Genomic DNA, 13,056 nt, shown 5'->3' with positions numbered 1-13,056 from the left:
TACTACTTCTTATCCCACGGCATAGGCACGCGGCTTTCGGTGCCGGCGCGGAGGCGCCCGATGTTGGCGCGGTGGGTGTACACGAGCAGGGCAGCCAGTACGAAGCCAAACCACAGCAGCAACGAGTTATCCGGCCGGAACTGGGGTAGCAACTGGAGCAGGGCAAACACTACCCCGGCTGTCATGGAGGACAGGGACACGTAGCGCGAAATCAGCAGCATGGTGATGAACACCAGAATGCACACGCCCACCGTGGCGGGGGCAATGGCCAGCATCATGCCCAGCACCGTGGCTACCCCCTTGCCGCCCCGGAACCCCGCCCAAATAGGATAAATATGGCCGACTACGGCCAGCACCCCACAGGCCAGTTGGTAGTACAAGAGCTGCTCGGGCAGGATGGCGCCTTGGTTAAGCATAACCTGGGCTAGGGAGGTAGCGGCCCAGCCCTTCAGTACATCCACGGCCATCACGAAGGATCCCGGCTTCTTGCCCAGCACCCGGAAGGTATTGGTGGCGCCGGAGTTGCCGGAACCATGCTCCCGAATATCCAACCCAAAAAAAGCGCGCCCTACCCATAATGCCGTTGGGATGGAGCCAATGAGGTAAGCGGCCACCAACAGGCCAAGCACTAAAGGGAGATTCATGAGGAAGGATGGGGTAGCAATTCGTCGATGAGGTAAAGATACGAGCGGAGTGAGGCGATGTTAGGGGATGAAGGATAGAGTAGCAAGGTGGAAGCAAAGCCATTGCCCCAAGCGGTAGTCATCTTACCCTCTCGTTTGTCATCCTGAGCAGCGCGAAGAACCGCTACCGCTTCGTTGTACTAGTAATTACTCACGGCAGAGGCCCTCCGCTCCGGCTCAGGATGATAACCGGGGCGTTACTACCCTACTGCGCAGCAAAAAGCCCCGGCAGATAATCTGCCGGGGCTTTTGAGGCTACTCGTCGCCGAAGGGGTCGTTGGCGTCCTTCTTCTTTTTCTTCTTGGATTCCTTTTTCGGCTCCTCGGCCGGCGGGGTGTCGGCGGGCGGAGTGGCTTCTACTGCCTCATCCTTTTTCTTCTTTTTCTTGGCAGTGTCCTCAACCGGGGCATCTGCCGCGGCGGGAGCAGCTTCTACCGGCTCGTCTTTCTTCTTCTTTTTCTTGGCAGCCGGCTCTTCCTCGACGGGCGGGGTAGCATTGGGGTCAGCTTCCAGAGCTTCGTCTACGGCATCCTTTTTCTTCTTTTTCTTTTTGCTACCCTCTTCCATGAAGTCGAAGTTGCCGGTGCTCTGCGGCTGCGTCGTGTTGACTTTGCGCTTGCCGGTTTCTTTCAGGTAGTCTTTGCGGAAGTGGTTGAGGAAGGTTTGCACCTCCATGTCGTCGCCGAGGTAGAAACCGTACTCGGTGGCCGTGTTGTAGTCGCCCTTAGCTTTCAGGCCAATGATTTCGTCGAAGGAGCCGTGCTGGGCTTTGGCCAGCAGCACGTTGTTGGAATACTTGAGGTAGTACCAGGTCTGGGGCTCGGCTTCCAGGTACAGTTCCACGGCGTCGCCGGTGCTTTCTTTCTTCACCTCAATGTAGCCATCAATCAGAGCGTTGATGTCCTTCTTGCCCACGCTCACCAAGCCAATTTTCCCTACCGAGTACCAGGCCTTGAACTTCTCATTCCAGCGCAGGTTTACCTGGCTCAGCACTACCGTGTGCAGGAACTTGGCCGATACTTTTTGCAGGGGCACGTACCCGCCCTTGCGGGTGCTGTAGTCCTGCACGGCCTTGTTGCCAATGAACTCGCCCATCTTGTAGAGCTGGGCCGGGGAGCCATCCAGGGCCTCGGGCGCACCTTTAGCGTTGGTGGCCAGGTCGGCGGCCATGGCTTCTACGGCCTTCTCCGGCAGGTTAATGTCGAAGGTCATGAACGTGTTCAGGTCGTAGAGGGCGCTATCGGGCTTGGCCGTGCCCAGGCCGGCGGCCGTGAGGGTGTAGTCCTTGTTGGAGTTGATCAGGTTGAGCTTGCCACGGAAGTCCAGCTGCCCCGTAGAGTCGGTCAGGGTCAGCACCGAGCCTTCGTACACGTCGGGGTCGGCGGGGTCGTGGCGGCTGATGGTGTACTGGCCGCGTTTCTGGTTGAAGCGCAGGTCGCCGTCTACCTCAAACAGGTTCATGTCCGTTACGCCGGGCTTGGGGGCCACAAACAAGGGGTAAATCTTGCCCGTGCCTTCCGACATAAACAGGCCCGAGAGCATGGGCGTGCCGTCGTCCGACTTCGGCTCGTGGAGCTTGATGCGAATTCCCTTGGGGTCGATGGTGTCCTGCACGGCAAACCACCCGGAGGCCGTCGTTGACTTCACGAAATTGAGCTTGGCCTGCCCGTCGAAGGTGAAGCCTTTCTTCTGGGAGTTCATCGTGACGCCGCCCCGGTAGGCAATGCGCGGAGCCAGGTGAAACTTGTCGGTAGCTTGCAGGGTAGCCACGGCAATGGTAGGTGGTGATACCGGCGCTTCGTCCTCGGCGGGTCCGCGCTTGAGCAGGCCTTTCATACCGCCCTTGCCGCTCCCGTTCTTGCCCAGCGAAGCCGTCATGGTTGCCAGCGAATCGACGTGGAAATTGGCAAACTTAATGGCAAACGAGTCGGCGGAGGCGTTTTTGTAGTTGTAGAGGGCATTGCCCGTGAAGGCCGTGCGCGACAACACCCGAATTTCGCCCTTGTAGAGCTGGTGGTACTTGCGCAGGGTGTCCATCACCACGCCGGCGTTCTGGAAGGCGCGCATCTCGGCGTTGGGTAGAATGTACACCTTGCTGGAATCGGGGGTAATCCAGGCATCGGCCGAGGAAATGCGCGGCACGCCGCCGGCCACCAGGCGGTAGCGGCTCAAATCGTACTGGCCGGTAGCGGCCTGGAACTTCAGGCCCTTCTGCTCGGGCTTGGTGCTGTAGAAGAAGGAGCGGGAGGAGTCGGCACCGGGCGCCACGCGCAGCTGCACCAGCTTCTTCTTGAAGTCCCACTTCCCCCCCGACAGCGTAGTGCGGTATTGGGAGTAGGGTAGCTCAATGCTGGATTTGTTGTCGCCTTCCTCGCGGGCAAACTCCGTGTTACCAGCCTTCAAATCAAAGGTGAAGTTTACGTTGTTGGCCGTGAGGGCCGGCTTGTTTACCTCAGCCGATTTGATGTTCAGGGTTGATTTCTTACCCGTGTAGCGGGTAGGCTTGAAGGCAAACTGCGTGGAGCGGATAAACGACTGCGGCCCGTCCATGCGGCCGTCGCCGTAGAGGCCGCCAGGTGTGTAGGTGAGCGTACCCTTGAAGCCGTTGTTGTTGTCGTAGAGCTTGAATGCTTCGCCCTGGGTCTGAGTCGTCAGGTACATCGAGTCCTGCTTCACAGCCCACTTCATCTGGTAGCCGGGCAGGAAGTTCACCTTGGCAAACTCCGTCCCGCTGAGCGGCCCCGGCAGAATGGTCCCACTCTTGCCCACGGTCACCACCGAGTCGCGGTAGAACACGAACTGGTCGCTCTGGAAGTCGCCGGTGAGGTACTTCACGTTCCCGACGCCTTGCAGGCCCTGGTTGTTCATGCGCACCTTGTTGAACAGGCGCCCCTTCCCTCCATACAGCGGAAATCCTTCCTTGGGCACGTTGTATACGAAGCCCAGGGAGCCATCTTCCTGCATACTCAGTTTGGTCTGGAAGTCGGGCATAATGCCGCCCGACACGAACGTACCCTTGAAGCCCACGGCCACCCGGTTTTTGTTGTTCAGGGAGTCGAGCTTGAAGGGCGGGATGTCGAAGTACATGGTGGTGTCATAGGCCCCACCCAGCACTTCGGGCTTGTCGAAGTACACGTAGGCCCCGGTGCTGGCGTCGAAGGTGGGGTAGGCGCCCAGCTTCTTGCGGCCCGACTTGTTGTTGGGCGCGTTGATGTAGAGGCGGCCGGCCGAGTTCTTCTTCTTGTTGGTCAGGGTCCAGTCCACATCCTTGCGGGCCTTCATCACCGAGCCCTTGGAGCCTTTCCCCTTCACAATGATGGAGTCAATCTTCACCAGGTCGATGTAGAAGCCGTCGTAGTCGAACTTAAACTCTTTGCCCTTAAACACGAAAGCCGAAGCTACCACGGTGCCGTTGAACAGCACGCCGCGGTTTTTCTGAATCCGAATCACCGAGGAATCGGGCTTCACAAACACGGTTACGGAGTCGTCGGAGAAGTTGAAGCGGTCCACGCCCCGCACAATCAGGTCGTTGGAATTCAGATCAAGGGTAGCGTTTTTGCCCGAGGGCGAGAGGCTCTTGATGGCAATGTGGTCGTAGTCCTTTTTGCCGCGCGAGGAGTTCACGTAGTGCAGGGCCTTGGGTAGCAGCACTACCTGGTCGGTCTGCGGATACCAGGCCACGTACCCGTCGCGGGCCAAACCGGCCACCGCCGTGCGCACGTTGTCGGGCTTGAGCTGGCGGAAAGTGGCCACGTCCTGGATGGTAAACAGCTTCTTATTGCCGTTTTCCATGCTGTAACCCACCACCATCTGCAAGGGGTGCAGCTTGTTGATGGCCTTGATTTGCTGGTAGCGGGTGTTGGTGTAGAACTCCTTGGACTCGAAGTTGGCCGTTACCTGATTCTTGGCCGTGAGGATGGAAAAGTCGATGTAGGGGGTGCGTACAGGCCAGGTTAGCAGCTCGGCCGTCACTTCCATCTGGTGGTAGGAGTCGTAGAAGGGCGTGGTTTTGTAGAGGCCACTCTCGCGGGCCAGCTGCAGCACCTGCTTGGGCTTGTTGTACTTAAGCTTTACGCCGGGGTGGGTCAGGGAGTCCTGCTTGTCCTGGAAGATGGTAACGGAGGCGTGAGCGGCCGTAATGATGGAGTCGCCCAGCTCATACACCCGCGAGGCGGCCCGGAACTTGGGCTTGCCGTCCACGTCCACGATAATGCGCGACAACGCCCCGTCCAGGGACGAGGACAAGGCCCGATTGCCCGACAGCGAGAAGCCCCCGAAGTAGCGAATGTTCTCACCGATGTTTTTTACCCGCGCATCGTTGGTGGTGGAAATAAAGCGGGGGTAGCCAGTATCGGTAGTCGGGGTTTTGCGCTTGAGGCTACGGTAGGCCAGCCAGCCCTGCACGGGCTGTTCCAGCACGGCGGGGTAGGTAAGCGTTACGGGGTTAGCCGTGAATTCCGGGCGGGTAATATCGAAATCGTAGGTGGTCAGGTCGGCCGTAACGGGGCTGGTGTTCACCTGCCAGGCAAACTGCCCACCGTAGCCCACAAAGCGGTTGCGGGTGGGCACAACGGCCCCGCCGGTTTTGCGGATGTAGACTGAATCACCGGAGGAGGCCATAAACAAGTCGGCATCCTTCAGCAACAGCACCGGCCCGCGGGTAGACGGGGCCATGTAGGAACTGTACGAGGGCGCCTGGTTGGCCCAGCCAGTATCAGCGGGTTTGGCTGCGGCAGTACCAGTGCCCGATTTCTTAGGCGTATCCCAGCCGTTGTCGGAGCCCCAGGGGTCTTCGTCGCCCCAGCCGCTGTTCTTTTTGGTGGCAGTGGCTTTGGTATCCAGCTTTTTGGTAGATACTGTGGCAGGGGCCGGAGCAGGTGCGGCTACGGGCGCGGGCGCCAGAGAGGGCATGTCCGTCTCGTTGTAAGCGAAGCTGAACGTGCCCCCCACTACCCGCAAGGTGCTGTAGCGGGAGCGGTATAGAAACTTGGTATCCAGGAACTGCGCCGCGCTGGCCAAGAACTTTTCCGATTCCGCGGGCAACTCCTTTTCCAAAGTTTTGCCTGCCACACTCAGAAACTCCGTCATTTGCTGATCGGAGAAATTCTGCACCAGCGCCCCGGCCGCAATGGCGGTGTAAAAGTGCTCGAAGTGGGGCCGCGGCCGAAACTTACGCGCCAGCATGTACTGGCTCAGCGACACAATGTAACGCTGTTGGGTAGCCGTGAGCTTGTTGCTGGCCCACAGTTGCTGCATCCGGGCGCCAGCAGCTTTAGCTGAGGCCATGTTGGTGGTAGCCATCATCGACTGCACATCCACCATAAACTGCTCGGGCTCCGAGCTGAGCTTGCCCGTGAACTTGGGCAACGCCGGAGCGGCAGTTGGCGCGGTGCCAGCCGGTTGTTTGGCAGGTTGCGGCTTCTGCTGTGCCCAGGCCGGAGCACTCATTCCCAACAGCAGCGCGCAAACCCATCCAAGTAGAGTACGCTTCATATCAAATTCGTCAAAGCCTGATTAATCGCCTACAATTTCGGCAAAACCCAGCACTTTTCGCGCCGTATTTCCCCCGCCCACGCCACAATCATAAGCCACCCTTTTTTTGTACCATTCTGAGGCTCAGCTTTGTTTACTCCGCCTGAATAGGTGCGGCTCAGTGCGCAGACCGAACTCCAAAAACGACGCCGCCCAAGCAAAATTGTTGCTCGGGCGGCGGGGCAGGTTTTCGGTAAAATACTACTCGCTTAGGCTGACTGCCGAAACACGGCCGAAACCCAATGATTTTGCGTGCGATGATTTTCGTACTGAAACCCTGCTTTTTCGGCGGCTTCCCGGATCAAGGGCAGGTCATCTTCATAGAATCCGGAGAACAGGATGGGGCCGCCAGGCTTCAGGTACCGGGCGTAGGCACCCATGTCTTCCAGCAGCACGTTGCGGTTGATGTTGGCCAGGATAATATCGAAGGGCTCCTCCCCTTCCAGGGCCGTCACGTCGCCGAGGCGAGCCTCCACTTTATCCTGCACGTTGTTTTCAGCAGCGTTATCGGCGGCATTTTCGGCGGTCCAGGGCTCCACGTCCACGGCTAGCACATAGTCGGCACCCAGTTGCACGGCCATCACGGCCAGAATACCGGTACCGCAGCCCATGTCCAGTACCCGTTTGCCCTGGTGGTCGATGCCTAGCTGGTTGGTAATCATCAGGGCCGTTGTATCGTGGTGGCCGGTGCCGAAGGACATGCGCGGCATAATCACAATTTCGTGCTCCAGGTCGGGCCGGGCTTCGTGGAACGGCGCCCGCACCGATACCTTATCGGCAATAACCAAGGGCTGGAAGTTCTTTTCCCATTCGGCGTTCCAGTTCTGGCGGGTAATTACGCGGTGCGAGAACTCCAGCTCGCCCAAACCTTCGTAGCGGCTCATGACTTCGGCTACGGCATCGGCTGAGAACTGGTCTTCGTCAATGTAAGCGCAGAAACCTTCTTCATTGTCTTCGAAGGTGTTAAAGCCTACCTCAGCTAGTTCGGCCACCAGAATATCTGACAGTTCGCGGGGGGCCTGCACGCGCAGTTCAATGTAATCCATACTATACCTACTAGGGGTCAATCAACAAAAAACCGTCCCGCACCTGACAGGAACGGGACGGCAAAGGTCGGGGAAAAAACGAGGCATACTATTGCCTGCGGCAGCCCGCGTAGGAACGCACCTTGGTATAATGGAATGAGAAGTCGGCCAAGTTGCGGTTATCCGTCACCAGGAGCACATAGTCGGCGAAGTCGCGGGAGTCGGTGAGGTACCACAGGCCTACCTTGTCGGCGAAAAGCTTGTTGGTTTCCTGAAATACCATTAGGTCGGCAAAGCCCTCATCCGGCTCCTGGTACACTACCCCAAAGCACTGGCTGCGGCGGCGCGAATCGGTTTCGAGGTACACAGAGCCGTAGAGGCGGCAGGGGTCCACGGAACTCAGGGCGGCCGGCACGGCTAACGGAACGACCGGCACCGACCGAAACGGGTTCAGCGCAAGCAAGCCGGAAAGGAGAAAAGTAGTGAGCATGTACGGGCTGAAGCTGGCGGCCTAAAAACCGGTTGTTATCCTAAACCTCGCCCAGGACCTTTGGCTATCGAAGCTACCTTCTGCACAGGCCCGGGGCGGGGTTCAGGATGACAAGAGCAAACTTGCTGCCGGATACTTAGAACGACTTAATAATTTCGGTAAAGTCCCGCGACTTGAGAGAAGCGCCACCAATCAGGCCACCGTCTACATCGGGCTGGCTGAACAGCTCCCGGGCGTTCTGCGCGTTAGCCGAGCCGCCGTAGAGAATAGTGGTGTTTTCGGCAGCTTCAGCATCATAAGCACGGGCAATTTGCTCGCGGATAAAGGCGTGTACTTCCTGTGCTTGCGCGCTGGTAGCGGTTTTGCCGGTCCCGATGGCCCAGATGGGCTCATAGGCAATAACTACCTGGTCGAACTCCTCATTCGAAAGGTGGAACAGGCCATCTTTCAGCTGCTTGCCAATAAACTGGAAGGTTTCTTCATTCTCGCGGGTTTCCAGGCTCTCGCCCACGCAGAAAATTGGCTTCAGACCGGCCGCCAGAGCCGCTTTTAGCTTCTGGCTCAGCAGCTCATCGTCCTCGCGGAAATACTGACGGCGCTCTGAGTGCCCCAGAATTACATACTCGGCGCCTACTGACTGCAGCATCTTGGCCGATACTTCGCCAGTAAAAGCACCGCTTTCTTTTTGGTGGCAGTTTTGAGCGCCGAGGTGGAAACGGCCGCCGCTGGGCAATTGCTTGCCAATAGCCGACAGAAACGGAAAGGGCGGGCACACGACTACCTCCACCTGGGAGCCAGTGACTTCGTCCTGCACCATGTGCACGATTTCGGAAATCAGCGCCTGACCATCCTGGAGCGTGGTGTTCATTTTCCAGTTGCCGGCCACAATATTCTTACGCATAGCGGAAAGGGTTGAGGTTGGGAGTGAGGGCGCAAGTTAGGGGAATGAGCAATAGAGACATTTTCTCATTCCTCAGCGGCCGGCCTTTATCACTGCCTTTCTGCTACCCCACCATACCAGCCCCAGCCCTACCACTACTACCAGGATAGCTACGCCCAATGCCATCCAGGAGAGAACCAGCGTATCGGCTTGGAAGCGGCGGGCGGCCCAAATACCCAGCAGGCCCCACACTACGGCAGCCGGGTAGGCAACCTCTCGGAAGCGCTTGGTTACATTCAGGGCCAGTCCGGCGGTAACACCCAACAGCACAATGGCTATTTCAATACTTCGCGCGGGGCTGGTTTGCCATCTGGTACCAAGGGCAAGTGTCACGTTCACCATGGTGGCTACCGAAATCCAGCCTAAGTACAAACCAAAGGGCACGCTGGTGTACCACGGTGCCTCGTCCCGCTGAACATAGTGGCGGGCCCGCCCATACATTACCGCCAAGCTGCCTAGCAACAGCAGCATGATAAGCGCACTCGGAACCAGCAACTCGTAAGCAAACACCACCAGCCACGCGCACGTCAGCAGATTGGCTACCACCAGGGCTCGGGCAATGGCATCGGGTAGCGGGTTACGACGCTGGCCAGGGAGCAACTGCCAGATGGCGTACGCCGCCAGACTCAGAAAAATCAGCCCCCAAATGCTGAAGGCATAGCCCGCGGGCGTTAGCGGCGTGGGGTATTTGTACGATACTTGCCCGTTGGTTTGCCCATTGAAGGGGTAGCGCTGCGAGACATAGTTCATGGCAATGTTGCCAACAATAGCCGCCGAGGCAGCCCAGCGCCAAGCACGACTTTCGGTGGGGGCCGTCAGGGCATCGAAGGCGGCTTGGGAGGTAGCAGAAGAGTTCATGGAACGAATAACCGAGAAATCGGGCACTCTTCCTTCCTACCCCCACTGCGCTCAGGCAGCCACATATTTTTCTACCAGCTCGTCGGTGAGCTCCCGCGAGCCAAACTGGCCATTTCTAGCGGGCGGGAAGGCGTTTCGGCAGAATCCGGCCTGTCGCTGGAAGTCATACAAGGCGTGACTCCGCCCGTTCAGCAGCAACACGGCCGCGGTTTGGGCTTCATCCCACATAATCTGGGCCGTAACGGGTAGGTGCCGGTCGGCCACATCCGCTACGTTATAGATGTGCAGGGCATCCAGGATTTCCAGCTCCGCCGCGTCGCGCAGGGCATAGAAATAACCAGTGGTACCATCATCCTCGAACACCACCTGAAACTCCTTGTTGGCCGCGGTGCTGCTTATCAGGAGGTTTTCCTCGCCGGGCGCGGGCTGGCCTACCCTGAATTTTTCTTCAATCCCCAGAATCATGGTAGTACTATAGAAGAAGAGCCACCTTTGGGTGGCTCTTCGTTATACGGTAGAATACGGACGCCAGCTTACAGCTTTTCGGCCAGGAAACGGGCGGTGTGGTTGGAGTCCTTGAGCTTCACCATTTCCTCGGGCGTGCCTTCGAACAGCAGGTGGCCGCCATTGATACCGCCCTCAGGGCCCAGGTCAATAACCCAGTCGGCGCACTTGATGATGTCCATGTTGTGCTCGATGATGAGCACGGAGTTGCCTTGCTCCACCAGCGCATTCAGGGCCGTCATCAGCTTGTTGATATCGTGGAAGTGCAGACCGGTGCTGGGCTCATCGAAGATGAACAGGATTTTATCGTTCTGCAGGGTGTTGCCCTTGGTTAGGAAGGAGGCCAGCTTCACGCGCTGGGCCTCGCCCCCGGAAAGCGTGTTGGCCGACTGCCCCAGCCGGATGTAGCCCAGCCCTACGTCGTCGAGCGGCTTCAACCTTTCCACAATTTTGGGCTGGTCCTTGAAGAACTCGATGCTGTCCTCGATGGTCATTTCCAGCACCTCGTTGATGCTCTTCTCCTGGTATTTCACGTCCAGAATATCCTGCTTGAACTTGCGGCCCTCGCAGGCTTCGCAAGTTAGGTAGATATCGGCCATGAACTGCATTTCGATTTTCACCTGGCCTTCGCCCTGGCACACCTCGCAGCGTCCGCCGTCAATATTGAAGGAGAAGTGCGAGGGTTTGAAACCGCGGGCTTTGGCCAGCTGCTGATCGGCAAACAGGCTGCGGATGGCGTCGTAGGCTTTCACGTAGGTCACGGGGTTCGAGCGGCTGCTCTTGCCGATGGGGTTCTGATCCACGAACTCGACATGCGTCACCTGCCCATTTACGCCCATGAGGCGGTCGAACTTGCCGGTAGCTTCGCCGGCTCCGCCGCCGAGCTGCTTGAGCAGGGCCGGGGCCAGAATCCGCCGAATCAGAGTGGATTTGCCCGAGCCGGATACGCCCGTTACCACCGTCATCACGTTCAGCGGAAACTTCACCGATACGTTTTTGAGGTTGTTTTCGCGGGCGCCGGTCAGCTCCAGGGCGTTGCGCCAGGGCCGCCGCGTTTTGGGCACCGCTACCTCCATGCGGCCGCTCAGATACTGACCGGTATAGGTGTCGGAGGTCAGGACCTCGGCGTAGGTGCCTTGGAATTGCAGGATACCGCCACCGCTACCAGCTTCGGGCCCGATGTCGATAATCTGGTCGGCCTGCTCCATCATCTTGTCCTCGTGCTCTACCACAATCACGGTGTTGCCCAGCTGCTGCAAGGAGCGCAGCACGCCAATGAGCTGCTCGGCATCCTTGGGGTGCAGGCCAATGCTGGGCTCATCCAGAATGTACATGGAGCCTACCAGCGCCGAACCCAGGGAGGTAGCCAACGAAATCCGCTGGCTCTCCCCGCCCGACAGCGTACTGCTCAGGCGGTTGAGGGTGAGGTAGCCCAAGCCTACCCGGTTTAGGTACTCCAGGCGGTTGGTTACTTCCGTCACGAGGCGCTCGGCTACTTTGGCTTCATGCTCGGGCAGATCCAGGTTCTGGAAAAACTCCAGGGCCCGGCTCACGGGTAGCAGCACCAAGTCGGTAATGCTTTGGCCACTGATTTTAACGTACTGGGCGTCTTTGCGCAGGCGGGTGCCGCGGCAGTCGGGGCAGGTAGTGCGGCCCCGGTAGCGGCTTTGCAGCACCCGGTACTGGATTTTGTGCGTTTGCGTAGCTACCCAGCGGAAGTAAGCGTCGAGGCCCTCAAAGTACTTGTTGCCTTTCCAGAGCAGTTGGCGCTCGGCTTCGCTCAGCTCATTGTAGGGCCGGTGAATGGGGAAATCGAACCGGATACCGTTTTTGAGCAGCGGCTTCAGCCACTCGCTTTGCTTATCAGTACGCCAGGGAGCAATAGCGCCTTCGTACACGGTCAGGCTCTTGTCTGGAATTACCAGATCCTCGTCAATACCCAGCACCGAGCCGAAGCCTTCGCAGGTCTGGCAAGCGCCGTAGGGGTTATTGAAAGAGAAAAAGTTGACGCTGGGCTCCTCGAACACTAGGTCGTCCAGCTCGAACCGGTCGGAGAAGGTGCGGGTTTCCTCATCGAGCTTCACCAGGCAGGTGCCGTGGCCTTCAAAGAAAGCGGTCTGCACTGAGTCGGAAAGGCGGAACATCAGGTCCTCGTCGCCGGGCTGAATTACGGCGCGGTCAATCATAATAAACACGTCGCCCTGCACCTCGGGCTGGCCCTCGGCAATCAGCTCCTCAATGAAGGCAGTTTCGCCATTTACTACCACGCGGCTGTAGCCTTTTTGCAAGAGCAAATCCAGCTCCTTGCTCATGGGCCGGCCGTCCTCGGAGGGTAGCAGCGGGGCCAGCACCATGGCGCGGGTACCTTCGGGCAAGCGAAAGAGGTAGTCCACTACGTCGGCCACGTTGTCTTTGCGCACCTGCTCCCCGCTCACCGGCGAGTAGGTGCGGCCTACCCGGGCGAAGAGCAGCTTGAGGTAGTCGTAGATTTCGGTGCTGGTACCTACCGTGGAGCGGTTGTTCTTGATGCTGACCTTCTGCTCAATGGCAATAGCCGGCGAAATGCCCCGGATGTAGTCCACATCGGGCTTGTCCATACGGCCCAGAAACTGGCGGGCGTACGAGGAAAGGCTTTCCACGTACATGCGCTGCCCCTCAGCGTAGAGCGTGTCGAACGCCAGACTCGACTTGCCCGAGCCCGACAGGCCCGTTACCACAATGAATTTATTGCGCGGCAGCGCTACACTCAGGTTCTTGAGGTTATGAACCCGGGCATTTTTTATCAGAATGAACTCGCGCGGGTCGAGCTGGTCAATGGGGTCAGCTGCGGGAGCAGCCACTTGCAAAGCGGAGTTATCGGCCATAGGTTGTTAAACAGCCCGGAGCTAGGGTTTGGTTTCCTGTGGTTTCCGGCCGGGGTAGTTTGGGTAGGCGAAGGTACGGCAGACGGATGGGGGTAGGAAACGCCCTGTTGATAATCACTGCCTCGTGTCCGCAAATCATTAACACTGTAGTGCCGCTTAT

8 protein-coding genes are annotated in these 13,056 nt (G+C 58.4%); all 8 read right to left on the bottom strand.

Features of this window, described 5'->3' with window-relative positions:
• Positions 1–2 precede the first annotated feature (2 nt).
• On the bottom strand, positions 3–644 hold the full coding sequence (gene plsY, locus K3G63_RS20560; RefSeq protein WP_220616009.1) for a glycerol-3-phosphate 1-O-acyltransferase PlsY: 642 nt from the start codon (positions 642–644) through the stop codon (positions 3–5).
• Positions 645–938: 294 nt separating this feature from the next.
• On the bottom strand, positions 939–6,131 hold the full coding sequence (locus K3G63_RS20555) for a hypothetical protein (protein WP_220616008.1): 5,193 nt from the start codon (positions 6,129–6,131) through the stop codon (positions 939–941).
• Positions 6,132–6,424: 293 nt separating this feature from the next.
• Positions 6,425–7,261 carry a 50S ribosomal protein L11 methyltransferase gene (gene prmA / locus K3G63_RS20550; protein ID WP_220616007.1) on the bottom strand — a complete coding sequence of 279 codons (837 nt, stop codon included), beginning with the start codon at positions 7,259–7,261 and terminating at the stop codon, positions 6,425–6,427.
• A gap of 88 nt (positions 7,262–7,349) precedes the next feature.
• On the bottom strand, positions 7,350–7,730 hold the full coding sequence (locus K3G63_RS20545; RefSeq protein ID WP_220616006.1) for a DUF6150 family protein: 381 nt from the start codon (positions 7,728–7,730) through the stop codon (positions 7,350–7,352).
• A 136-nt stretch (positions 7,731–7,866) separates the two neighbouring features.
• On the bottom strand, positions 7,867–8,631 hold the full coding sequence (gene tpiA, locus K3G63_RS20540; protein WP_220616005.1) for a triose-phosphate isomerase: 765 nt from the start codon (positions 8,629–8,631) through the stop codon (positions 7,867–7,869).
• A 72-nt stretch (positions 8,632–8,703) separates the two neighbouring features.
• A complete protein-coding gene (locus tag K3G63_RS20535) occupies positions 8,704–9,528 on the bottom strand; it encodes a tryptophan-rich sensory protein (RefSeq protein ID WP_220616004.1) in 825 nt (274 codons plus the stop codon).
• Between the two features lie 51 nt (positions 9,529–9,579).
• Positions 9,580–9,993 (bottom strand): DUF2251 domain-containing protein, encoded by a 414-nt coding sequence (locus K3G63_RS20530; protein ID WP_220616003.1) that lies wholly within the window; start codon positions 9,991–9,993, stop codon positions 9,580–9,582.
• A gap of 68 nt (positions 9,994–10,061) precedes the next feature.
• Positions 10,062–12,896, bottom strand: coding sequence for an excinuclease ABC subunit UvrA (gene uvrA, locus K3G63_RS20525; RefSeq protein ID WP_220616002.1), 2,835 nt, complete (start codon positions 12,894–12,896; stop codon positions 10,062–10,064).
• Positions 12,897–13,056: the final 160 nt, after the last annotated feature.

Source organism: Hymenobacter sp. HSC-4F20 (assembly GCF_019599275.1).
In the GTDB taxonomy this organism is placed as follows: domain Bacteria; phylum Bacteroidota; class Bacteroidia; order Cytophagales; family Hymenobacteraceae; genus Hymenobacter.
This window is presented reverse-complemented; position numbering and strand designations above follow the sequence as displayed.

Bases quoted from the DNA above. Each gene is read 5' to 3' on its own strand.
- K3G63_RS20555 (WP_220616008.1), bottom strand. From the start codon at position 6,131: ATGAGTGCTCCGGCCTGGGCACAGCAGAAGCCGCAACCTGCCAAACAA.
- K3G63_RS20530 (WP_220616003.1), bottom strand. From the start codon at position 9,993: ATGATTCTGGGGATTGAAGAAAAATTCAGGGTAGGCCAGCCCGCGCCC.
- prmA (WP_220616007.1), bottom strand. From the start codon at position 7,261: ATGGATTACATTGAACTGCGCGTGCAGGCCCCCCGCGAACTGTCAGAT.
- tpiA (WP_220616005.1), bottom strand. From the start codon at position 8,631: ATGCGTAAGAATATTGTGGCCGGCAACTGGAAAATGAACACCACGCTC.
- plsY (WP_220616009.1), bottom strand. From the start codon at position 644: ATGAATCTCCCTTTAGTGCTTGGCCTGTTGGTGGCCGCTTACCTCATT.
- uvrA (WP_220616002.1), bottom strand. From the start codon at position 12,896: ATGGCCGATAACTCCGCTTTGCAAGTGGCTGCTCCCGCAGCTGACCCC.
- K3G63_RS20535 (WP_220616004.1), bottom strand. From the start codon at position 9,528: ATGAACTCTTCTGCTACCTCCCAAGCCGCCTTCGATGCCCTGACGGCC.
- K3G63_RS20545 (WP_220616006.1), bottom strand. From the start codon at position 7,730: ATGCTCACTACTTTTCTCCTTTCCGGCTTGCTTGCGCTGAACCCGTTT.